This window comes from Nonomuraea sp. NPDC050451, from assembly GCF_044458585.1.
This window is the reverse complement of the sequence record NZ_JBITHZ010000047.1, coordinates 16,663-38,623: the sequence shown is the minus strand read 5'-3', so window position 1 is coordinate 38,623 and position 21,961 is coordinate 16,663. Positions and strand designations below refer to the sequence as shown.

Sequence of the window (21,961 nt, the reverse complement as noted above, 5' to 3'; positions counted from 1 at the left end):
CGCCGCCTACGCGCCGGCGACATAGGCGTCCTCGGCCGCATAGGGGAACCAGACGTCGGGGCCGTGGCGAACGATCAGATCAGGGAAGACATCCTGCCAGCCTCCGCCGCCCGCCTCGGCCTCGGATACGGCGAGGGCGGCCCATTCGATGTCCTGGCGCAGCGCGTCGTCGTAGGAGACGGCAGGGCGGTAGCCGAGCTCAGCACGGGCTCTGTCCAGACTGAACACGATCGGCTCCGGCACATTCCACGGATTGAAACCCAGGCCGTCCGGACGCGACGGGCCCGCGAAGGTGACGATCTCTGCCTCGTGGCCCATGACAGCGAAGATCCTGGCGCCGATCTCGGCGACGGTCAGCGGGTCATCGGCGATGTTGAGGACCCGGGCCGCCGGGTGCTGCGCGCACAGATATATCAGCTCGGCGACGTTCGCGACCGCCGTGGTGGGGAACCGGCTCCGCCCGTCCTGGGCGAGTACGACGTACGGCCGCTTGTCCAGCGCCCGCTTGATGAACGACCAGTGATCCAGCGATTTGCCGTACGGGCCGTGCAGCACGCCCGTCCGCAGAATGCTGACCGGCAGGCCGGGCGTCGCCAGCAGGCAGCGCTCCAGCGCCGCCTTCCCCGCCGGATAGTCGTGGGCGTCGCGCTCGACCGTCGGCCACGTCTCCGGGATCGGCACTGGCAGGCCGGGAGCCTTGTAGACCGCTCCCGTCGAGATGACCACCAGCGAGCCGACGCGGCCGGCCAACTGGGCGAGCTGCGCACCGTGGTGTGGGGCGAATGCGACCGTGTCCACGACCAGATCGTGGCCGTCGAGGGCATTGAGCAGCGCCTCGGTGTCGGCCCGGTCGACCTGGACCGACACCACCCCGTCCAGCTCCGCGGCGTCCGGACGGAGTCGGCGGTGCCCAAGAGTCACCGCATACCCGGCCGCGGTGAGCCGGGCGGCTGTGGCCCGGCCGATCTGCCCCGTGCCTCCGATGATGAAGGCCCTTCGATCTTGAACCGTCACCAGCCGATATTAACCGGAGCCGTGGCGGATGCGGCGGCTGTACCCGTCCCGCATTCCGTTTCAGGACGATCATCACGGGTCGCATGCCTGGACCGGACGAACTCCCATGGTGATCGCCAAGCTCCCTGTCAAGGGCTTGGCGATCACCATGTATCCCGAGCTGTGATGCGGCCTCTACGTGGGACGGCAGCCGATACCCTGCGCGGGAAAGGCGGTCAGCCCTTGACGGTGAGGAGCGGGCGCAGCTCGGCCACCGGATCCGCCACACCTCCCGCGTGCAGGCTCGACACCACGGGTCCGATGTCCTTGTACGCCCACGGAGCTTCCTGCTTGAGGTCGCGCCGCCAGGCCGCCATCACGTCCGCGCGGCGCGCCACGGTCGGATCGCGGTGGTCCAGCGGCGTGACCACGCGGAACTCCCGCAGGAACGCGTCGAGCTCACGGTCGCCGGCCCGTGCGGTGGCGCCGCGCGGGACGCGCCGTCCGGCGCCATGGCAGGCGCTGGCCAACGTGCGGGCGTTGCCGTGGCCGCGCAGCAGGTAGCTGGACGCTCCCATTGACCCGGGCACGATCACGGGCTCGCCCCACATCGCGTACGGGCCGCCGGTCATCTGCTCGTGACCACCCGCCGGCGTCGCGCCTTTGCGGTGGATGACGCGGTCCTCCTCCTGCCAGAACAGGTTGTGCGGCGCGTCGTAGACCAGCCGCGCCGTCATCTGGCCGCATTCGGCGGCGAGCCCGGCCCGCATGGTGAGGGCGAGGAAGAACCGATTGCCTGAGGCGAAGTTGGCGGCGTTGCCGAACGCGTCCAGGTAGCGGCGCCGGGCGGCGGCCGTGCGCCCGTTCAGCAGGAACGGCAGGATCTGGTTGCGGGGCCGCGACAACCCCGGCGGCCAGGTCTGGAGCAGCCGGTCCAGCGCTGTGGCGTTGGCCTGGTGTCCCAGCGCCAGTGAGCCGCTGTGCACCATCAGGACGACCGCGCCCGCTGTCAAGCCCCACGCGTACGCGGCGGCGGGATCGTGGACCCGCGCCACGTACTGCAGCTCGGCGAAGTGGTTGCCGCCGCCGATGCTGCCGATGAGGCTGTCGTGGCTGGCGGCCTCGGTGCCGCCCGCGCTGGTGATCCAGTCGGCGAACGCCTCGGCGGTGCCGGTCGGGTGCGCCGGAGCGTGCATACGGTCCAGGCAGTCCTCGGGGTCGGTCGGCTGGTGGCCCTGCCAGGGGGCGTCGCCGGTGAGCAAGAGCCCCGGGAGCCCGTCGCGCAGGAGTGCCTCCCGCTGGGCGGGAGTGAGGGCGATGCGGCGGCCGCCCTCGAAGAACAAGTGCCGCAGCCGCCGTTCCAGGGCGTCCAGGCGCGGCCGTACCTGCTCCACGGTGAGCGAGGTCACCTCCAGCCGCATGCCGCAGTTGACGTCGTTGCCGACCGCCTGCGGGAGCAGCGCGCCCTCGGTCTCGATGACCGTGCCGATCGGGATGCCCGCACCCTTGTGGAAGTCGGGGGTGAGGACGAGGCGGACCAGGCGGGGCGGCGGGCCGTCGTGGCCGGGCACGGCCTCGGCGAGGCGGGCGAGGGTGTCGGCGGTCTCCAGGACGGACAGCACTTCGTCGACGGCGGCCGGTTCGAGAGGCACACGTTCGTCGGCGCAGATGTCGACGGGGACGTCCCAAGGGTTCGGGAGGGTGAGCCACTGCTCGTCGCGGCGCAGGAGACGGCGGTCCTGACGGGTACGCATGATGGTGAAGTCCTTCGGGCTGCTGAAAAGCGATGCAAGGGCGGGCGCGGTCGAAAGCGCGCCGAAGAGGGCGACGGATTGGGGCCGCCGCCGCGGGCCTCGTGGTTCAGCAGCCGCGAGGTGAAGGCGTGTCCGACTGTAGTACGGCACGCGCCGCCCACACCACGGATTTACGCCTCCGCCGAGGCGGCGATCTCGGCGTGGCAGCGCTGTCCGCCCTCCACCGCCTCAGCCCGATGGAATACGAGCAGCAGCCCGGCAGATTCTGCTCGCTGCATGACCGGGTGAGGCTCAGCGGCCAGACCTCCACGGGGACTGGCTGCGGAGTCCAGCCCTCACGAGTGCTGCCTGGACTCCGCGGCGGCCCAGGCTAGAATGGCCTTCGCCGTGCTGCGGTTGCTGCCGATGGGCGATCGCGACACGGACGTCGAGATTCTCGCCCTGCGTCACCAGATCACCGTCCTGGGCTCGACCCGGGCTCGTCGGGTGGGACGGGTCAGGCGAGGTCGAACCGGTCGAGTTCCATGACCTTGGCCCAGGCTGCCACGAAGTCGTTCACGAACTTGTTCCGGGCGTCCTGGCTGGCGTAGACCTCCGCGAGGGCTCGTAGCTGGGAGTTGGAGCCGAAGATGAGGTCGATCGCGGTGGCGGTCCACCTCACCTCATCGGTGGCCACGTCGCGGATCTCGTACACATGCTGCTCGGAGTCTGATGCCTTCCACCGGGCGCCCGGGGAGAGCAGGTTGGCGAAGAAGTCGTTGGTGAGCACGCCGGGCCGGTCGGTGAGGACGCCGTGCCGGCTACCGCCGAAGTTGGCTCCGAGGGAACGCAGGCCGCCGATAAGGACGGTCATTTCGGGCGGGGTCAGGTTGAGCAGGTAGGCACGATCGACGAGCAGCACCTCCGGTTGGGTCTTCTCGCCGGAACGCAGGTAGTTGCGGAACCCGTCGGCCCGCAGCTCGAGGACCCGGAAGGACTCGACGTCGGTCTGCTCCTGAGTGGCGTCGGTGCGGCCCGGCCGGAACGGCACTGTCACTTCCACGCCGGCCTCGCGTGCTGCCTTCTCGACGGCGGCCGAGCCGGCCAGCACGATCAGGTCGGCGAGCGAGATCTTCGCGCCGCCGGCCTCGTTGAACTCGCGCTGGATGCTCTCGAGGGTGTCCAGGACCGTCGCGAGTTGCTCGGGCTGGTTGACCTCCCAGCTGCGCTGCGGCTCGAGACGGAGCCGGGCGCCGTTGGCGCCGCCGCGCTTGTCGGTGGACCGGAAGCTCGCGGCGGAGGCCCAGGCGGTGGAGACCAGTTGAGCGGTCGTAAGGCCGGACTCCAGGACCTTCGCCTTGAGGGAAGCGACGTCGGCGTCACCCACGAGTTCGTGGTCGACGGCCGGCACTGGGTCCTGCCACAGCTGGGGCTCGGCGACCCACGGCCCGAGGAAGCGGCTGACCGGACCCATGTCGCGGTGCAGCAGCTTGTACCAGGCCTTGGCGAAGGCCAACGCGAACTCGTCGGGGTTCTCCAGGAAGCGGAGGGAGATCTCCTGGTACGTCGGGTCGACGCGCAGCGCCAGGTCGGTCGTGAGCATCGTCGGCTTGTGCTTCTTCGACGGGTCGTGCGCGTCCGGGATGATCGCCTCGGCGTCCTTCGCGACCCACTGCTTCGCGCCGCCGGGGCTCGTGGTGAGCTCCCACTCGTACCCGAAGAGGATCTTGAAGAAACGGTCGCTCCACTGCGTCGGCCGGTCGGTCCACGTCACCTCGAGACCGCTGGTGATCGTGTCACCGCCCATGCCGGTGCCGTAGCTGCTCAGCCAGCCCAGACCCTGCGCCTCCAGCGGCGCGCCCTCGGGCTCCGGCCCCACGTGGTCCTCCGCGACGCCGGCGCCGTGGGTCTTGCCGAACGTGTGACCGCCGGCGATGAGAGCGACAGTCTCCTCGTCGTTCATCGCCATCCGTCCGAAGGTCTCGCGGATGAAATGCGCCGCCGCGGCCGGGTCGGCGTTGCCGCGGGGACCCTCCGGGTTGACGTAGATGAGACCCATTTCGGTCGCGCCGAAGTTCGGCACCATCTCGGTGTCGGTGACGTAGCGCTCGTCACCGAGCCAGGCGTCCTCCGGACCCCAGAAGATCTCCTCTGGCTCCCAGACGTCCTCGCGGCCGAAGCCGAAGCCGAAGGTCTTGAAACCCATCGACTCCAGGGCGACGTTGCCTGCGAGAACGAGCAGGTCGGCCCACGAGATCTTCTGGCCGTACTTCTGCTTCACCGGCCACAGCAACCGGCGGGCCTTGTCGAGATTGGCGTTGTCGGGCCAGCTGTTGAGCGGGGCGAAACGCTGAGCGCCATCGCCGGCCCCGCCGCGACCGTCGTGGATGCGGTAGGTGCCCGCAGCGTGCCAGCTCATCCGGATCATGAGACCGCCGTAGTGGCCGAAGTCGGCCGGCCACCAGTCCTGCGAGGTGGTGAGCACCTCGATGATGTCCTGCTTGAGGGCCTCGACGTCGAGCTTCTCGAACTCCTTGGCGTAGCTGAAGCCCTCTGCCAGGGGGTTCCCCTTGGACGAGTGCGCGCGCAACACCGAGAGGTCGAGCTGGTTGGGCCACCAGTCCCGGTTCGTGCGCGGACGACCGCCGGTCCTCGGAGTCGGCGAGTCGATTGCCGGATTCTCGCTCTCACTGCCATGCGCGGTCACGGAGTCATGCGCGAGCGGGTAGCCGGCCGCCGCCTTCCGATCCACGCCCTGCGCGCTGGAGTGGGCGTTGTCCTGGGTGTCGCTCATCTGCTTCCTCCGAACTTCCGGATCACTGGGCAATGCGTTTAGTCCACAGTCGGGGTAGGTGCCCCAATAGACGACCTCTAGACGTGTGTGGTGCCAAAACTGGTGCATGGTCGTTGACCTGGCGTTCTGTACCTGTTGGCGGTCCAGGTGTTCGGCTGGCTGGTCCTGCTCCCTCGGAGCACCGCCGCCAAGGACATCGAGATCCTGGTGCTGCGTCGCCAGGTCGCCCGAAGCCGGACGGGGCAGATCGGGGGCTGCCGGCCGCGCCGGCCCGACTGTTGTGGAGGGAGGCCGCCCATCTCGGCGGACGTCCGTGAGCTGATCGCCCCGCCACGCTCGACACGGGCGAACGCCTTCGCCGAACGGTTCGCGAATGCCTCGATCACCGGCGGCTCGAACACAGCGATGCACCGCCGTCTCCAGCCTGATCCATGAGTATCGCAGAGCCGCCTGACGACGCGACGAAAACTCGCGCTGGACAGGCGGAGCGGTCAGCGAGTCCGAGCGGTGTCACGATGGTGTGGACCTCAGCGCGTTGTGCGTGTCAGGCGGTGCCGAGTTCTGACGGCGTGTGACGGGGCGCACGAGCACGCACCGAGCACGACGGACACATCAATCGCTCGCGAGCGCCGCGTGGACGGATGACACCGCACCCGCGCCATCGCCGACAGCGCTGGCCACTCGTTTTGTCGAGCCTGAGCGGAGATCGCCGACCGCAAAGACCCTGGGCGCGCTCGTCTCGAAAGGCAGGGGCGTACTGGACGATCCAGTGGGCAGCCGACTGTCCGTGAGGACGAAGCCGTCGTCGTCCTTGGCCACGCCGGCCAGCCAGCTCGACACCGGGTCGGCGCCGATGAAGCAGAACAGCGCGCGGCAAGCCAGCCGGTCTTGCCGTCCATCCGGCCGTTCGACGACGATCGACGCGAGAGTGCCGGCGCCCGCCAGTTCGCGAACCATGTTGCCGGTGTGGAGCCTGATCCGGGAGTGCGTGCGGATCCGGTCGGTCAGGTAGGACGACATGCGAGCTCCGAGATCGGCACCGCGGACGATCAGATCCACCGTCGCGCCGCGGGCGGCAAGGGAGAGGGCTGCCTGCCCAGCCGAGTTGGCGCCCCCGACGACCGTCACAGGCTGGTCCTCGTACCCTCGGACGTCCAGCTCGGTCGCCGCGTACCGGATGCAGCCCAACTTCTCGAATGTCGCCCATCGCGGGATGTGGAGGCGGCGGTAGTGCGCGCCGGTAGCGGCGATCACCGCGCGGCACTTGATGTGTGAGCCATTCTCCAGCAGGACGGTCGGCCGTCGATCGTCGGAAAGATCAAGGCCCGCCACCGCACAGGGCGAGTAGATCCGTACGCCGAACTTGAGCGCCTGGACCATCGCCAGCCGGGTGAGGTGCGCGCCGCTGACCCCGTTCGGGAAGCCCAGGTAGTTCTCGATCCGGGCGCTCTTGGCAGCCTGGCCGCCGAGCCCGTCGCGGTCCAGCAACACGGTGACGAGACCCTCGGACGCCCCGTACACGGCTGCGGCCAGACCCGCCGGGCCGGCGCCTACCACGACGAGATCTACGGGACTTCCATGGGGCCGGTAGGTGAGGCCGAGCGCCTTCGCGATCGTGCCGGGCGTCGCGCGCCGCAGCACCGCACCGTCGACGATCGCCGCCGGGAGTTCGTCCTCTGTGAGCCCGGCCGAAGTCATCAGCGAGCGCCCGGGGTGCGAGGCCGCGTCGAGCCAGGAATGCGGCAGGAGCAACTGCGTCACATAGGTACGCAGATCGAGCGTCTCCGCGGTGTCCGGGCGGCCGACGATCTCCAGAGCGTTGCCGGCCACCGAGCGGATGAACTCGCGCCGCTCCCCGAACGCCTCAAGCAGGAGGTCGGCGATGTCGGGCTGCTCGGCGAGGACCCTGCGCAACGCCGTCGCACCGATCCGGACGACTGTCCCGGCGGTCACCACGCGCGCGGTCAGGTAGACGTGCTGACCGGTCAGCAGGCTGAGCTCACCGAGGAAGTCGCCGGGACCACCTTGGTAGACGAGACGTTCCGGCTCGATCGCCGTCGCGTCCCGGATGATGTCCACCGTCGCGGTCAGGAGCAGGAAGAAGTCGTAGGAGTCGTCGCCGGCCGCGTACAGATCCCGGCCGACCTCGACGTGTTCCATTTCGCCGTACTCGACGAGCCGGCGAGACTGCTCTTCGTCCAGGACCGGCCCGCGCTGCGCCGCGCCGTCGTTCATGTGATTCCTCCGTTTGGTCGCACTGCCGCTTCAGGCAGCGGACGAGGCCACGCCGTCACACGGGGTCAGAACGCATCTCCGGCTGGAGTTCCGCTCCAGCCGAGCTGCTCAGCGGGGAACGGGGAACGGGCTTCACCCGGGCGACGGTCACGATGTACAGGAGCAGGCCGGCGCTGGTCAGGGCGAACCCGGCCCATACGGTGGACAAGGTCCCCCAGCCGGCATTGAGGGTGACCGCGCCGCCGATCGCGCCCAGCGAGTTGGCCAGGTTGAGTGCGGCCAGGTTGAGCGCTCCCATCAGAGTCGGGGCGTCCGGCGCGAAGCCGGTCAGCCGCACCTGGATGGTGGGGATCGCGAACATCATGGTCGCGCCCACGCCGAACAGGCAGGGCAGCAGGATGACCAGGTTGCCGCCGGCCACACCGATCAGCGCCAGCAGTGCCAGGACAGCGCTGTAGCCCCAGGTCAGGCCGCGGTTGTCGTACCGGTCGGCGACGCGTCCGCCGAGGTGGTTGCCGGCCGCCATGCCGAGGCCGAAGACGGCGAGCGCGATCGGGATGAGCGAGGCGTCCTGCAGCGCCGCATCGGTGACGAACGGGCCGATGAAGGTGTAGACGGCGAAGATGCTGGAGATGCCGAGCGCCGCGACGGTGACCATCAGCCAGACGTTGAGCCGGCGCACGGCCTGCAGCTCGCTGGTGATGGAGCCGCCGCGCAGGTCATCGGTACGGGGCAGCCAGGTCACCAGGGCGGTGCCGGCGAGCAGGCCGATGGCGACCACGACCCAGTACATGGTGCGCCAGCCGGCGTTCTGGCCGATGAAGGTGCCGAGCGGTGACCCGACGACGGTGGCGATGGTGAGTCCTCCCATGACGGTGGCGAATGCCTTGCCACCCTTGCCCGGGCCGTACACGTACGCCGCGACGACGGCGCCGGCGCCGAAGAACGCGCCCTGCACGCTACCGGCGACGAACCGGAAGACGACGAGCAGCACGATGTTCGGCGCCAGCGCGGACAGCCCGTTGCCGATCAGGAACAGGGCGATCATGCCAAGCAGCAGCGTGCGCCGGTTGACCCGGGCGGCGAGCAGGGTGATCGCCGGCGAGCCGATCACCACCCCCATGGCGTAGGCGGTGATCGCGTGGGTCGCGACCGGGATCGACACGTTCAGATCGGACGCGAAGAGCTGGATGATGCCGTTGCTGCCGAACTCGCCGGTGCCGATCGCGAAGGTGCCCAGCGCCAGCGCGAACAGCGTCAGCTTCGGATTGCGGCTGGGCGACTTGGCGGAGGTGTGCCGGATCTCTTCGGCGGCGCACTGGCCTTCGTATGCACGCTGGTGCAAGGTCCCCTCCTCGGCAGGGTCAGCGCGCGGCGCGCTTGATGAGGTCGGCCGTCACGGCAGGCTGCGAGATCATCGCGACGTGTGAGGCCTTGACCTCGGCGGTACGTGCGCCGGCCCGCTGCGCCATGAACCGCTGCGCCGCGGCCGGAAGCACGTTGTCGTCCCGGGCCACCAGGTACCAGGACGGGACCTCTCGCCACGCCGGGGCGCCGGACGGCTCCTGCAGAGCGCGCACGTCGCTCGGCCGCTGACCGGCCCACATCAGGTCGGTGGTCGCCCTCGGCAGGTCGCCGGCGAACACCTCGCGGAAGACTCCGTGCTTGACGTACCCGTCGACGAGGCCCTCACCGTAGGGACGGAAGTCCAGCGCCGTCTCCCCCAGCTTGCTCCCGGGGTACTTCGTCTGCAGGCTCAGCAACGTGTCCCCCTTGTCGGGGGCGAACGCGGCGACGTAGACCAGCGCCTTCACGTTGGCGTTGCCGGCCGCGGCGTTCGTGATGACCATCCCGCCGTACGAGTGCGCGACGAGCACCAGCGGGCCGCTGAGCGTGGCGAGAATGCTGGACAGGTAGGCGGAGTCGGCAGCCACGCCGCGCAGCGGATTCGCCGGGGCGAGGACCGGGTAGCCGTCGCGGATGAGCCGGCCGGCGACGCCGTTCCAGCCGGAGGCGTCGGCGAACGCGCCGTGCACCAGCACGACGGTCGGCTTGGACCTGCCCTCCGGCCGGGTGTGTGCCTGCGCCGCGGGCGCGCCGAGCAGGGCGCCGGCGGTGACCGCGGCCGATCCGGCAAGCAGGGTACGGCGGGTGGTCGTCATGGATGCGGAACCTTTCAGCAGAGGTTGATCGCCGGTCAGCGTAGGGTCGGGGACTTGACGATCCCTGCACGTACGGTTCCCTCGTCGTCAAGTGCGCCGATCTAGCCTGGCGCCGTCGTGCAGGTAGGCCGTCGAAGAACGGGTCGAGATGAGATCGAGAAAAAGCGAGCATCAGCTGAAGGTGGGCCTGCGGGTCCACGTCATCTGCTATGTCGCGGCGCAGGTGGTGCAGGTCGTGGTGTGGTGGCTCTTCACCCCGCAGCGCTTCTTCTGGCCGCTGTATTCGCTGGTCGCCTGGGGTATCGGGCTGGCGTTCCACTTCTGGGCGGTCTCCTCGCCTTCCCGGCGGGATTGAGCGGTGTCGTTCTTTCTCGAGTTCGTACGCGATCCCATGACGGTCGGCGCGGTCGCGCCGAGCAGCCCGGCATTGGCCAGGGTGGCGACGGCGGCCGTCCCCAGTACGGGCTCTCCGATCGTCGTGGAACTCGGTCCGGGTACCGGCTCGTTCACCAAGGCCATCCAGCGGCGTCTCGCTGGACGCGGCCGGCACATAGCCGTCGAGGTCAATGCAGGGTTCGCGCGGAAGCTGGCCGCCCTCCACCCGGAGGTCGACGTCGTTCACGCGGACGCGGCCGATCTCGCCAGGGTGCTGGCGCAGCGTGGGTTGCGCCAGGCCGATGTCGTGGTCAGCGGCCTTCCGTGGGCGGCCTTCACCGAGAACCAGCAGCGTGACGTGCTGTCCTCGGTCGTGGCGACCTTGTCACCGCACGGCGTGTTCACCACCTTCGCCTACGTACATGCCCGGTGGGCCCCGCCGGCCCGGCGCCTGCTGCGCTCCATGCGGTCGCGGTTCGACGAGGTGGTGATCAGCCGGACGGTGTGGGCGAATCTCCCACCCGCTCTGGTCTACTACTGCCGCCGCCCGGCGGAGGCCGACGGGGACGGCGCGATGCGCTGAAGATCGGCAGGGCCGCCCTAGCTTTCCACCATCACGTCATGAAAGGCGAGCAAATGGCACATAAGAAACCGACGATCGTGCTCGTGCACGGAGCCTTCGCGGACGGCAGCGGCTTCACCGCGATCGTCAAGCGGCTGGTCTCCGACGGCTATCCGGTCGTCGTCGCGCCGAACCCGCTGCGGGGGCTCTCCTCCGACGCGGAGCAGCTCAAGGCGCTGCTGAACGGCATCGACGGATCGATCGTGCTGGTCGGCCACTCATACGGTGGCGCCGTCATCTCCAGCGCCGCCACCGGAAACCCGGAGGTGAAGGCCCTGGTCTACCTGGCGGCGTTCGTACCGGAGACGGGCGAGAGCGTCCAGGGGCTGGTCGAGAAGTTCCCGGGCAGCACCGTGGGCGAGTCGCTCAAACCCGTGCCGCTGCCCGGCGGGCAGGTCGATCTCTACATCGACCCGCGCGTGTTCCATCCCCATTTCGCGGGGGATCTGCCTGCCGAGGAGGCCGCGCTCTTCGCGATCACGCAGCGTCCGGCCACGGGCGCCGCCCTCGGTGAGCCCGCCGCCGGCCCGCAGGCCTGGCACACGATCCCCAGCTGCAACTTGATCAGCGGCGCCGACCGGATCATCCCGCCGGCGGCGCAGGAGTTCATGGCCCAGCGCTCCGGCGCGACGGTCGAGGTGGTCGAGGGCGCCTCGCACCTGGTGTTCGTCTCGAGTCCGGGCCCGGCCGTGGCCCTCATCGAAAAGGCGGCGAGCGAAAACGCGTAAAAGCGATGGCGCGGGCCGACGGCCGGCGTCGGCCCGCGCTGCTCGGAGCGGCCGGCATGGAACGATCTTGTCCCCTGAAGGCAACCGGAATACCCGAGAATGGCCGCCATGGGTTCCTCTCTGATCTTGGGCAGTCTGCCTTTCGCCATCGGCATCGTCATGTTCGGCCTGGGGCTCAGCCTGACGCTGGACGACTTCCGGCGGCTGGGCCGGTATCCCAGGGCGGCCCTGGTGGCGCTGCTGTGCCAGCTCGTGCTGCTGCCGGGGATCTGCTTCGTCCTGGTGCTCGCCTTCCGGCTTCCGCCGGAGCCGGCGGTCGGGTTGCTGCTGGTCGCGGCGTCGCCCGGCGGCCCCACGGCCAACCTGTACAGCCACCTGTTCGGCGGGAACGTCGCGCTCAATGTCACGCTCACCGCGACCAACTCGGTGCTGGCCGTGGTCACCTTGCCGATCGTGGTGAACCTCTCGGCCGGGTACTTCTTACCCGGTGGGGCCGCCCTCGGGCTGCAGTTCGACAAGATGGTGCAGGTCTTCTCGATGGTGGTGGTGCCGGTCGCGATCGGGATGCTCGTGCGCGCGTGGTCGCCTGAGGTGGCGCGGCGGCTCAATCTCCCCGTCCGGGCGCTGTCGGTCGTGGTCCTGGCCGGCGCCATATTCGCCGTGCTGTACGCGGAGCGGAACAACCTCGTCGGCTACTTCGTCTCGGTCGGACTGGCCGTGCTGGTCTTCAACGTGGTGAGCCTGCTGATCGGGTACGGGGTGCCGCGCCTGGCCGGTGTCGATCACCGCGCGGCTGTCGCGGCCGGGTTCGAGATCGGCATCCACAACACCGGTCTCGCCATCACGGTCGCGCTGAGCCCGGCGCTGTTGAACAGTGCCCAGATGGCCATCCCCGGCGCGGTGTACGGCATTGTCATGTTCTTCACGGCGACCGGGTTCGGCTATCTGATCAGCCGCCGGGTTCGATCGGTCCTGTCACGGTGACTGTCCCTTGTCATGCCCAGGAGCCGAGCAGCGCGATCAGAGCTCGGCGAGGAACTTCTCGGCACGGCGGGCGAAGAGGTGAGACTCGCGTTCGCTCGACCGGTCGCGGGCTTGCTCGGCAGCGGCTCGTACGACTTCGGCGGGTTCGCCGCGGGCCTGGAGCAGGCGCGCCCGCAGCAGCAGGACGAGTCCTTCGGCGTAGCGTTGGCCGTGGGCCTCGAGGGCCTGGTCCGCTCGGTCGAGGGCGATGCCCGCTTGGTCCGGCATCCCGGCGGCCAGCCACATCTCGGCGATCAGTCCGTGGTGGTAGGCGACGCCCCACCGTGGCGGGTCGACCAGTGTCCCGGCCAGGAGCTGTTCGGCCTCCGCCGCGATACCGGCCGGGTCGTCGCCGGCGAGGGCTCGGGCCCAGTACCAGTTCAGCCGTGTGTAGTGCTCCTGCTGAACGGCGGCGCGGCCGGTGCCCGCGGCCATCCATCGCTCGATCGTGCGCATCACCCAGCCCGCGTCACCGGCCATCGAGGCGATGATGGTGGTGTAGTAGGCCCAGGTCGCGACCGCGTACGAGTCGTCGGGGCCGTTCCACTTGTCGATCACGGTTTTTGCCGTCTCGACGTCACCGTGCAGTGCCGTCACGATGGCCTGCCAGCCGGGCCACTCACCCGACACGTCACGCCGGATCGGAGTCTCGCTGTGCGCGGAGACGACCCCTTCGAGAAGGGTGGGGTCGTTCTCACCGAAGCATCGGTATGCCGCGCCGATGTTGCCGATGTCCCACTGGTGCAGGCCCCATGCTTGCCGGCCGTACACCCGGACGACCGGATCGGAGGAAGCCTCCCCTTGCTCGTACAGCCGGCGGACCAGACGGAGGCGGTCCCACTCCAGGAAGGTATAGGCCCCGAACAGGCGAGCGAAGAGGAGGCCGGCGGCCTCCACCTCCCGGCCGAGCCGGCGGGCCAGGTGTTCCGCACGCTCCAGCAGATCGAACGTCGTGCCGCCGAACCCGGCTTGCCGTCGCGGGGCGATGGCGAGGAGCGAGAGGGCGGAGAGCTCGAGTTCCGGGTGCCCGGCGGTCCGCGCGATCTGGGCGGCTGATTCCAGGTGCCGATCGGCGGCGGCGAACGCGAGCTTGGTCGCCGCGCGACGGCCGGCGCGCTTCAGCGCCTCAACCGTACGGACCGGGTCGGCGAGGGGGCCGGCGGCCGACAGATGGAAGGCGAGGCGTTCGGTGATGGACTCGTCGTCCGCCTGGCTTTCTTCGAGCGCGTCCGCGACCCGCAGGTGCAGCCGGATGGCCTGCAGCCGCGCCGTCGTCTCCGTGACCGATTCGCGAACCAGGTCGTGCGTGAAACGCCACGAGAAAGGGTCCTCCGGCCCCGTTTCCAGCAGACCGAGCGCGCGCAGCGGTTCGAAGCGGCCGAGGCAGTCTGCGACGTCGACACCGGCGGCACGGGCGAGCAGGCCGAGGTCGACGTCGCGCCCGATCAGCGCGGCGAGCCGCAGCAGGTCGCGAGCGCTGTCGTCGAGGCCCGCCATCCGATCGCGGACGACGTCTCGCACAGTGGACGGCACCCCGGCCCGGGCCGACGCGTCGCCGTCGCTGAGCGCGCCGCGGTCGCTGAGGAGCCGCGACAGTTCGCGGACGAAGAAAGGATTGCCGGCCGTGCGAACGTGGATGTTGCGGGCGGTATCCGCACCGGGTTCGTGGCCGGTCTCGCGGCGGATGAGTTCGGCCACGTCGGTCAGGCTGAGCGGGCCGAGTTGGATCCTGCGGTGGTTGGGCAGCCGGCTGGCGGCGGCCAGGACCCGCGAAAGGTCGGGGCCGGGTGTGGGCGCGCGGTCGCGAAGGGCGCCGATGATCGCGGTGCCGGTGGGCAGCCGTGCCGCCAGGTGGCCGAGCAGCTGGAGCGAGGTGGCATCGATCCATTGAAGGTCGTCCATGACGAGCAGCATCGGCCGTTCTGCCGCGGCCTGGCCGAGGAAGGTGACGACCTGCTCGAACAGGCGGAACTGGGAGCGGCCGCCGGAGACCGGCGTCGCGGCGTCGTCGTCCCGAGGTTCGAGGAGGCGACCGAGTTCGCTGGCCAGCCACTTCTCACGCGCCGACGCGGGCATGCTGTCGAGGACAATGGTGAGCGCCTGCTCCCACGGCCACATCGATGGTGTTCCGTCGCCTTCCAAGCAGGAAGCCCAGACGACGAGCGCGCCACGCCGGTCCGCGGCGGCGGCGGCCTCTTCCAGCAGGCGCGTCTTGCCCGAACCCGGCTCGCCTTCGATGATGCCGAGCCCGGTGTGACCGGTGAGCGCCGCCTCGACGGCCTGCCGCAGCACGCCGAGTTCCTCTCCCCGGCCGACCAGGCCGGTCGCCTGCCTCGCCGGCGCGCGGTCACCCTCACTTCGCGTGCCCGTCACCACCGGCGCCGGCGGGGTCTGCGTCAGCACCCGCAGGTGCGCGTCCTGCAGCGCCGGGCCGGGGTCGATGCCGAGTTCCTCGGCGAGGCGGTCACGGATCGCGTGGAACACCGACAGCGCCTCCGCCTGCCGTCCAGCGGCGCCGAGTGTGGTGATGAGGCCGACGTGTACGGGTTCGTGGAACGGTGCCATCGACGCGGCCAACTGTAACGGCGGGATCACCTGCTCCGGCCGGCGTAACGACACGGCCAGGTCGGCCGCCGCCGCGCAGGCGGCGTGGAACTCGTCGTCGAGGGCGGCCAGGATCGACATCGCGGTCGATCCGAAGGACAGTCCGTCCCCTGCGGGGCCCCGCCAGAGGCCGAGCGCCTTGACGTAATGGTCGAGCGCCACTTCGCGATCCTGCTGGGCGAGGGCGGTCTGGGCGGCTTCGAGGAGTTCCCGGAAGTTGACGAGGTCCAGTGTGCCGGAGCCGGCGCTGAACACGTACGCGTTGCCGCGGAGGTGCAGGTAGGTACCGGCCGCCCGGGCGGGAACCGCAGGTTCGAGCACCCGCCGCAATGCCCCGATGTACTTCTGGATGACGTTGAGCGCGCTGGCGGGGGCGTTGTCGGCCCAGATCAGGTCGATCAATTGCCTCGTGCTGACCGGATGGCCCACCCGCGCCAGGAGCAGGGCCAACAGTTGCGCCTGCTGTCGGGGGCCGGCGTCCAGTTCGACGCGACCGCGCCACAGCCGCAACGGACCCAGGACCTGCAGGCGCAGAGGATCGGCGCCGGCCGACGGACCTTTACCGCCGAGCCGAACGGGATGAGCTGGCCCAGTCACATCTGTTCGGCTCCCGGCTGGACATTACAGATTGTCCGCTTGCGACCTGTGTTGGATCGCGGCAGGCACCGATTCTACTGGTCCAGGATTGGTCGTGAAAGATCGGCCGATCGGAACTTGGGACTGCGGGTGTGTACGGCGTCGCGCGGCCGGCTCGACGGGGGGTGCGGGCGTGCCTGCCTCATGCCCCCGCGAGGTTTCTGGCCGGGCGTGTGCGTGGTCAGGACTCGTAGAGGTCCGTCTCGCTGAGGACCGGACTGCCGCCCTCGGAACGTCCCAGCCGGGCCGCGGAGCCGAACATGGGACCGCGAGCGCGCTGGATCCCGGCGAACCGTCCGAAGCCGAGCGGCTTGGGCACGTCATCGTAGACGGCCTCCATACCGCCCTTGATCGAGTAGGTCTCGTGCCAGAAACCGGTGCCGCCGGAGTCTCGCAGGAAGTCGAGCCACCATTGTCGATGCGGCTCCGACCGGGCGAACGCGAGCAGCGAGGGCAGGTCGCGCCAGTACTGGCGCATCCCCATGTTCATCGGGAAGAACGAGTAGTAGACGGGCTCGTGCAGCAGCAGCCCGTCCGGCTTGCCGGCGACCGACTCACTGATCTTCCGGCCGAAGCTGAAGAAGGTTCGGATCCCGTACAGCCGGTTCACCCGCATCCCGAGATACAGGACCAGGAGGTCCGGGTAGGCGGAGAGGTCGACGGTCTGCCGGTTGACTCGGGTTGGCATCTGGGGCTCCTCCGGACTCGGATCACGCGTGGGCTGGTGGGAGAGAAGGGTCGTGCGACGGCCGTCTCACCGATCGACCTTCGATCTGGGCGGCGAGTAGACACCCCAGAAATGGAAGACCAGTCCGATGCCCCAGAAGACCATCGACCACATGGGCCAGAAGAAATGATCCCGGTCGTAGATCTGCCACACCACGACCTGAGCCAGATTGCCCAGCACGTAAAAGAGCAGATGAATCCGGAGGCCCCATTTTCGGACGCTTTCGCTTTTTACTGATCTCATGCCCGGAAGGCTACGCCGGCGTACTTGATGATGACTTAGTCAGGTGTTCAGTGAGCGTCAATTACTCGGTTTTACATTGATCTGCGATCGAGGTGGAAAGGTCCATATCATACGCCAGCCCTTTGACCACCTCGATCTGCGTGGGGCTGTTGATTCTGCCGATGAATTGGGTGGTGGCGTTTCCGGCGATGTGGTTGTGCAGGCCGCGCGGTGTCTGGGTGGCGAAGACAAGCCCGAGGCCGTACTTACGCGCCTGTGAGGCCAGAGTCAGCGTGCCGGCCAGCGCTTCGGTCTTGCCCGCGGACGGGCTGAGCAATTGCTCGGGGTCCGCCGGCTCACCGCGACCCGCGAAGAGCGGGTCGTTGATCGTCGCGGCGGTGAGAAGTTGTCCCAGTTCGGCGGCGATCTGGCCGGCTTCCAGCGGCAGGGCGGCGAGCAGGCCAAGAAACTAACCGACCGAGGACACGCGTAAAGTTTCGTAGTTACGGGAAACCGCCGGCGGTTCAGCGTGGGGGCAGCCAAAGTGAAATCGCCACGAACGGCTCGTTGTCACGGTGCCGGAGCTGCGGGCGGCCAGCCTCGCGACGTCGCGGGGGCGATCGTCGGGGTGCTCATGGCACTCTGGTTCGACTGGGTGAAGAACCAGGACATGGACGTGGTGGCCGAGTTCGACAGGGCCATGGCGCACCTGGAGGACGGGCTGCCTCTATGAGCCCGGCATCCGGGCGGTGCTCTCGCGGACGATCAGCCGGGTCGCCAGCTCGACCCGCAGCGTCTCCGGCTGCTCGCCGTTGATGAGCTGGACGAGCAGCCTGACGACCATGCCGGCCATGTTCTCCAGCGGCTGCCGAACGGTGGTCAGCGGCGGGGCGATCCACTGGGCGAACGGCAGGTCGTCGAAGCCCACCACGCTGACGTCCTCGGGCACCCTCAGGCCGCACTCCTTCGCCGCCCGGTACGCGCCCAGCGCCTGAAGGTCGTTGCCCGCGAACACGGCCGTCGGCCGGTCGGGCAGCCTCAGCAGTTCCAGGGACAGCCGGTAGGCGGGCTCGTGGGAGTAGTCGCCGTGCCGGATCAGCTCGGGGGCGGGCTCGATCCCGGCCTGATCGAGTGCCGCGCGGTAGCCGTCCAGCCGCACCCGCGAGGTCAGCCGCCCCGCCGGGCCGGTGATCATCGCGATCCGCCGGTGACCCAGCTCGATCAGGTGCCGCGTGGCCGAGAAGCCGCCCTGCCAGCTCGTCGAGCCGACCGCTGGGGTGTCCGGGCTCTCGTCCTCCGACGGCTGCGCCACGACGAACGGTATGCCCATGCGTCCCAGCTCGCGTTCCTGCTCGGCGGAGAGCTCGGAGACGACCAGGATCGCGCCGAGCGAGCCCCGGTTTCCGAGCGCGTCGAGCCAGTGCCGAGTCAGCTTGCTCCGCCCGTGCGCGGCCGACACGACCAGGCCCAGGCCCTCGGCCTGCGCGGCCTCCTCGGCGCCGCGGATCAGCTCGACGGCCCAGGGGTTGTCCAGCTCGTTGATGACGAACTCGATCAGGCCGCCGGGGTGCTCGCCGTGGCCGGGCAGCGTGTAGCCGTGCTGGCCGAGCAGCCGCTGGATCCGGCCGCGGGTCTTGGGGGAGACATCGGACCTGCCGTGGAGAACTTTCGACATGCTGCCTGCCCGCCGGCCCCCTGACAGACCTCCGACGTTTAGCCTACGTTGCCGCTACATCTTGTTTCGCAATCTTTCGCAACCCTCGCGGGAGCGGGAAGGCGCAGAAGAACCTTCATCGCCGGAACCGGCGCGCTCGGCCTGACCGCCTAGGGATGGCCGCCGGCCGCGCACGCCGCGCCGATCGGGTCCGGGTGGACCGAGATCTCCCCGGGCCACACCGTGTACCGGCCGCCGGACCGCACCCGTCACACGTACGACGCCGGCACCGGCGAACACCACTTCTGGCTCTGCTCCCCCGATTCGAGCACGTTCCCTGGACAGGACTCGGGGCCGCGCAGCGAGCTGCGCTTCCCCAACGACTACACCTCCGGGAGAGCCCAGTTCGAGTGCGACATCAAGGTCGCGGCCGGCGCCCACAACGTCCGCGTGATGCAGGTCTTCGGCGGCTCCGCCTGAGCCACGGCGATGCCATCCACTACTTCAAGTGCGGGCTCTACGGCCGCGCCGGCATGGCGAGCAGGAACGACGTCTACATCAAGAACATCCATCTCTACGGAAGTCCTGATCGGAGGCTCGCCGGGAGCCTCAGAGGAACAGCTCGATCACGGGGACGGCGACGTCCGGCGGCTCTACGGGCAGTTCCAGGGTCAGCGTGTCCTCGGGGATCGCGATCGAGTGCACGTGCCCGTTGTCGTACGCCGGGTCCGGCGCCCAGGTGCGGATCTCGGACCCGTCGTTCAGCAGTTGCGCGTACCGGACCTTGCCCGCCAGCCCCGGCAGGTGCAGGTGCCGGAACGGCCACGAGAAGACGTGCACGTACAGCCGGTCGCCGCGCTGCGTGTAACGGCAGTCCGCGGGCGCCTCGAACTCGCTGACTCCCGCCCCGTAGATCGACCGGCTGTGCGACCGCATCCAGTCGCCGATCTCGCGCAGCGTCTCCAGCGCCCGCGGCTCGAACTCGCCGCGGCCGTTCGGTCCCACGTTGAGCAGCAGGTTGCCGTCCTTGGACACCGAGTCGACCAGCATCTTGATCAGCATGTCCGGTGACTTCCAGGTGTGGTTGTCCCGGTAGTAGCCCCAGCTCCCGTTGAGGGTCTGGCACGCCTCCCAGACCGCCCCGATGGGGCCGGTCGGCTGGTATGCCTCGGGTGTGGTGAAGTCGCCCGGCAGTTCCAGCCGGTCGTTGAGCAGGATGTCCGGCTGGAGGCCGCGGATCTTCTCGATGAGCTCCGCCGAGCGCCACTCGGCCTTGCCCTTGGCGCCGTACACCGGCTTGCCCTGCCTGATCCGCTTGCTGTAGGAGAAGTCGAACCACAGCGTGTCGATGGGGCCGTAGCGGGTCAGTAGTTCGTCGACCTGACCGTGCAGGTAGTCGGCATATTTCGTGACATCGCGTTCGGGGAGGTTCCCGCCCTCGACGTACGCGGGGTGCAGCCCGTCGATGGGGAAGTCCGGGTGATGCCAGTCCAGCAGCGAGTAGTAGAACCCGACGCCCAGCCCCCTCCTCCGGAACGCCTCCACGAACGGCCCGATCAGATCCTTGCCGTACGGCGTGCCGCTGACGCAGTAGTCGGTCAGCTCGGAGTCCCACAGGCAGAACCCGTCATGGTGCTTGGCGGTCAGCACCGTGTACCGCATCCCGGCCCGGTCGGCCGCCTCCGCCCAGGCCTCCGGGTCGTACAGGTCGGGGTCGAAGTGCTCGAAATAGCGCTGGTAATGCTCGTCGGAGAGCCGCTCGCGCTGCTTGACCCACTCGTGCCGGGCGGCCAGCGCGTACAACCCCCAATGGACGAACAACCCGAAACGCCGCTCCCTGAAGGTGTCGGTTCTAGACATGGCGGAAACCTCTTTCGTGGAGTTGGGCCGCGTACAGCGACGGGATCTCCAGGTCGGCCTCGCCGACGCCCTCGACGTGGCCGATCGGCTGCGCGAACGGACCGTTGGCGTTCACCACGGCGTTCCTCGCGCCGACGACGTAGTTCTGTGCGGTGGGCGGCTTCTGCACGACGATCTGGGTGCCGGACATGTCGCACCCCCAGGCCACGGAATGGGCCGCCGACCAGCCGTGCGACGTACCCCACCAGCCCCGGTTGTACAGGCCGAGCGTCAGCGTGCGATGCGGGTTGACCTCGCGGTGGCCGTCGAAGAGCAGGCCCGTGTTCCAGCGCCGATGACCCTCGCTGGTGTTGTAGGTCTCCTCGGAGGTCCCGCGCAGGAAGACGATCCCCGAGTTCGAGGCGGCACCGTTGCAGATGAACGCGTGCCTGGCCTTCGTGGCGTGGCAGTCCTTGAAGAGCACGAGCTGGGCGAACGGGTGGGCACAGAAGTTGTAGCGGTTCCCGCCCGCGGAGGTCGCGCCGGTCGGCTCCAACGCGCGACAGTTGTCGACCGTGACCCGGGTGGCTTCCCACGCCTCCATCCCGACCTGCCAGAACCGCAGTGCCGTGCAGTCGCGGATCCAGGCGTCCTCGGCGCGGAAGACGCGGATGGCGTTCTGCACCGCCGACTTGTCCACGAACGGGTCGCCGGTGAACTCGACGTCCACCCGCAGCCGCTCGACGCCTACCTGGGTGACCACGCCGGCCCGATCGGTCTTGTAGAGGTACGACTGAGACAACGACCGGTCCAGGTGGTTGTAGACCGGCGCGTCGACGGTCACCTGATTGCCCCGGATGTCGGTGACGTAGCGGTTGTAGAGGATGGGCTCCTCATCCACGTTCCACGGCCGGCCGGTGTCGTGCCCGCCGTAGTCGATGGCCTTCAGCCACCCCTCCGAGCAGGGATGGAAGATGATGACGTTGTCGCCGGGCCGCAGCCCGCGGGCGTCGGCGACCTCGAACGAACGCTCGCCCACCTGGACGAAGCCGGAGACGATATCGGTACGGGTGCCCGGCACCTCGCCCCGCCAGGCCGACCAGTTCACCGGCCCCTCGCCACCCGCGACGATCACGGTGCGGTTCGCCGCTCCCGCGGCGGTGGCCATGATGACCGAGTTCTCCGCCGGATCCTCGCCGTCTCCCGAACCACGCAACACGGTCCTGCTGGAGCGCACGTAGATCGTCCCGGACACCGGGTAGCGGCCCGGCAGGAGCAGCAGCGCCCCGCGCCGGTGATCAGGCAGCGCCGCGATCTCGTCCAGCGCGGCCTGGATGTGGGCGGTGTTGTCGCCCTCGATCGGTCTGATCGTCTTGACCACGCGCAGGTGCGGGAGCGGCCGCTCACCGTTGCGGTAACCGGCGTGGCTGAAGTCGGGGACGCGGTTGCGCTCGGCGTCCTCGGCGTAGACGAGCCTGCCGTGCCTGCGGTACACGAGCGTCGAGCGCCAGGAGCCGGCCTCGGCGTAGGCGGACGGCGCCCCGGCCATGCCGGTCAGCGCGAGTGCGCCGCCGGCCGCCAGCAGGGTGCGGCGGCTGAGATCGTGAGTCAAGA

Annotated in this window: 19 protein-coding genes; 6 read left to right on the top strand and 13 right to left on the bottom strand. The window is 69.3% G+C overall.

Translation table 11 applies throughout. The features are described 5' to 3' along the window. Positions 1-6: 6 nt before the first annotated feature. The 6 genes from ACIBI9_RS59750 to ACIBI9_RS59725 all read right to left on the bottom strand — a co-directional run bounded on the left by ACIBI9_RS59750 (position 7) and on the right by ACIBI9_RS59725 (position 9,917). Positions 7-1,014, bottom strand: a complete 1,008-nt coding sequence (locus tag ACIBI9_RS59750; RefSeq protein WP_397236724.1) for an NAD-dependent epimerase/dehydratase family protein — start codon at positions 1,012-1,014, stop codon at positions 7-9. 215 nt (positions 1,015-1,229) lie between these two features. Then, positions 1,230-2,747 (bottom strand): RtcB family protein, encoded by a 1,518-nt coding sequence (locus tag ACIBI9_RS59745; protein WP_397236722.1) that lies wholly within the window; start codon positions 2,745-2,747, stop codon positions 1,230-1,232. 496 nt (positions 2,748-3,243) lie between these two features. Further along, positions 3,244-5,520 carry a catalase/peroxidase HPI gene (gene katG, locus ACIBI9_RS59740; RefSeq protein WP_397236720.1) on the bottom strand — a complete coding sequence of 759 codons (2,277 nt, stop codon included), beginning with the start codon at positions 5,518-5,520 and terminating at the stop codon, positions 3,244-3,246. A 612-nt stretch (positions 5,521-6,132) separates the two neighbouring features. Continuing rightward, positions 6,133-7,755: an FAD-dependent oxidoreductase gene (locus ACIBI9_RS59735; protein WP_397236718.1), complete on the bottom strand. Its 1,623-nt coding sequence runs from the start codon at positions 7,753-7,755 to the stop codon at positions 6,133-6,135. A gap of 55 nt (positions 7,756-7,810) precedes the next feature. Beyond that, a complete protein-coding gene (locus tag ACIBI9_RS59730) occupies positions 7,811-9,100 on the bottom strand; it encodes an MFS transporter (RefSeq protein WP_397236716.1) in 1,290 nt (429 codons plus the stop codon). A 19-nt stretch (positions 9,101-9,119) separates the two neighbouring features. After that, positions 9,120-9,917, bottom strand: a complete 798-nt coding sequence (locus ACIBI9_RS59725) for an alpha/beta fold hydrolase (protein WP_397236714.1) — start codon at positions 9,915-9,917, stop codon at positions 9,120-9,122. 148 nt (positions 9,918-10,065) lie between these two features. Between ACIBI9_RS59725 and ACIBI9_RS59720 the strand changes: the two genes are divergently transcribed. The 4 genes from ACIBI9_RS59720 (at position 10,066) to ACIBI9_RS59705 (ending at position 12,626) form a co-directional block, all read left to right on the top strand. Further along, entirely contained in the window at positions 10,066-10,272 is a 207-nt protein-coding gene (locus ACIBI9_RS59720; RefSeq protein ID WP_397236712.1) for a 2TM domain-containing protein, read from the top strand. 3 nt (positions 10,273-10,275) lie between these two features. Further along, positions 10,276-10,875 carry a class I SAM-dependent methyltransferase gene (locus ACIBI9_RS59715; protein WP_397236710.1) on the top strand — a complete coding sequence of 200 codons (600 nt, stop codon included), beginning with the start codon at positions 10,276-10,278 and terminating at the stop codon, positions 10,873-10,875. Positions 10,876-10,928: 53 nt separating this feature from the next. Beyond that, on the top strand, positions 10,929-11,642 hold the full coding sequence (locus tag ACIBI9_RS59710; RefSeq protein ID WP_397236708.1) for an alpha/beta fold hydrolase: 714 nt from the start codon (positions 10,929-10,931) through the stop codon (positions 11,640-11,642). Between the two features lie 99 nt (positions 11,643-11,741). After that, positions 11,742-12,626, top strand: a complete 885-nt coding sequence (locus ACIBI9_RS59705) for a bile acid:sodium symporter family protein (protein ID WP_397236706.1) — start codon at positions 11,742-11,744, stop codon at positions 12,624-12,626. A gap of 36 nt (positions 12,627-12,662) precedes the next feature. On the opposite strand, the gene ACIBI9_RS59700 is transcribed toward ACIBI9_RS59705, so the two are convergent. The 4 genes from ACIBI9_RS59700 to ACIBI9_RS59685 all read right to left on the bottom strand — a co-directional run bounded on the left by ACIBI9_RS59700 (position 12,663) and on the right by ACIBI9_RS59685 (position 17,191). After that, positions 12,663-15,866 (bottom strand): BTAD domain-containing putative transcriptional regulator, encoded by a 3,204-nt coding sequence (locus ACIBI9_RS59700; RefSeq protein ID WP_397236704.1) that lies wholly within the window; start codon positions 15,864-15,866, stop codon positions 12,663-12,665. Between the two features lie 220 nt (positions 15,867-16,086). Then, positions 16,087-16,593 carry a monooxygenase family protein gene (locus ACIBI9_RS59695; RefSeq protein WP_397236702.1) on the bottom strand — a complete coding sequence of 169 codons (507 nt, stop codon included), beginning with the start codon at positions 16,591-16,593 and terminating at the stop codon, positions 16,087-16,089. 66 nt (positions 16,594-16,659) lie between these two features. After that, complete coding sequence (locus ACIBI9_RS59690; RefSeq protein WP_397236700.1) at positions 16,660-16,875, bottom strand: 2TM domain-containing protein; 216 nt, start codon at positions 16,873-16,875, stop codon at positions 16,660-16,662. A 61-nt stretch (positions 16,876-16,936) separates the two neighbouring features. Further along, on the bottom strand, positions 16,937-17,191 hold the full coding sequence (locus ACIBI9_RS59685) for a hypothetical protein (protein WP_397236698.1): 255 nt from the start codon (positions 17,189-17,191) through the stop codon (positions 16,937-16,939). Between the two features lie 192 nt (positions 17,192-17,383). Here ACIBI9_RS59685 and ACIBI9_RS59680 point away from each other — a divergent pair, with 192 nt between their 5' ends. Beyond that, positions 17,384-17,587, top strand: a complete 204-nt coding sequence (locus ACIBI9_RS59680; RefSeq protein ID WP_397236696.1) for a hypothetical protein — start codon at positions 17,384-17,386, stop codon at positions 17,585-17,587. On the opposite strand, the gene ACIBI9_RS59675 is transcribed toward ACIBI9_RS59680, so the two are convergent. Beyond that, the gene (locus ACIBI9_RS59675; protein WP_397236694.1) at positions 17,582-18,529 is read right to left on the bottom strand and encodes a LacI family DNA-binding transcriptional regulator; all 948 of its coding nucleotides are present in this window, start codon (positions 18,527-18,529) and stop codon (positions 17,582-17,584) included. The two genes, ACIBI9_RS59680 and ACIBI9_RS59675, sit on opposite strands and share 6 nt — an antisense overlap. 222 nt (positions 18,530-18,751) lie before the next feature. Between ACIBI9_RS59675 and ACIBI9_RS59670 the strand changes: the two genes are divergently transcribed. Next, positions 18,752-18,988: a hypothetical protein gene (locus tag ACIBI9_RS59670; protein ID WP_397236692.1), complete on the top strand. Its 237-nt coding sequence runs from the start codon at positions 18,752-18,754 to the stop codon at positions 18,986-18,988. 129 nt (positions 18,989-19,117) lie between these two features. Here ACIBI9_RS59670 and ACIBI9_RS59665 read toward each other — a convergent pair whose 3' ends face one another. Further along, positions 19,118-20,368, bottom strand: a complete 1,251-nt coding sequence (locus ACIBI9_RS59665) for an alpha-L-fucosidase (RefSeq protein ID WP_397236690.1) — start codon at positions 20,366-20,368, stop codon at positions 19,118-19,120. Further along, positions 20,361-21,959: a hypothetical protein gene (locus tag ACIBI9_RS59660; RefSeq protein WP_397236688.1), complete on the bottom strand. Its 1,599-nt coding sequence runs from the start codon at positions 21,957-21,959 to the stop codon at positions 20,361-20,363. Before ACIBI9_RS59660 ends, ACIBI9_RS59665 begins: the two co-directional genes overlap by 8 nt. Between the last annotated feature and the right edge of the window lie 2 nt (positions 21,960-21,961).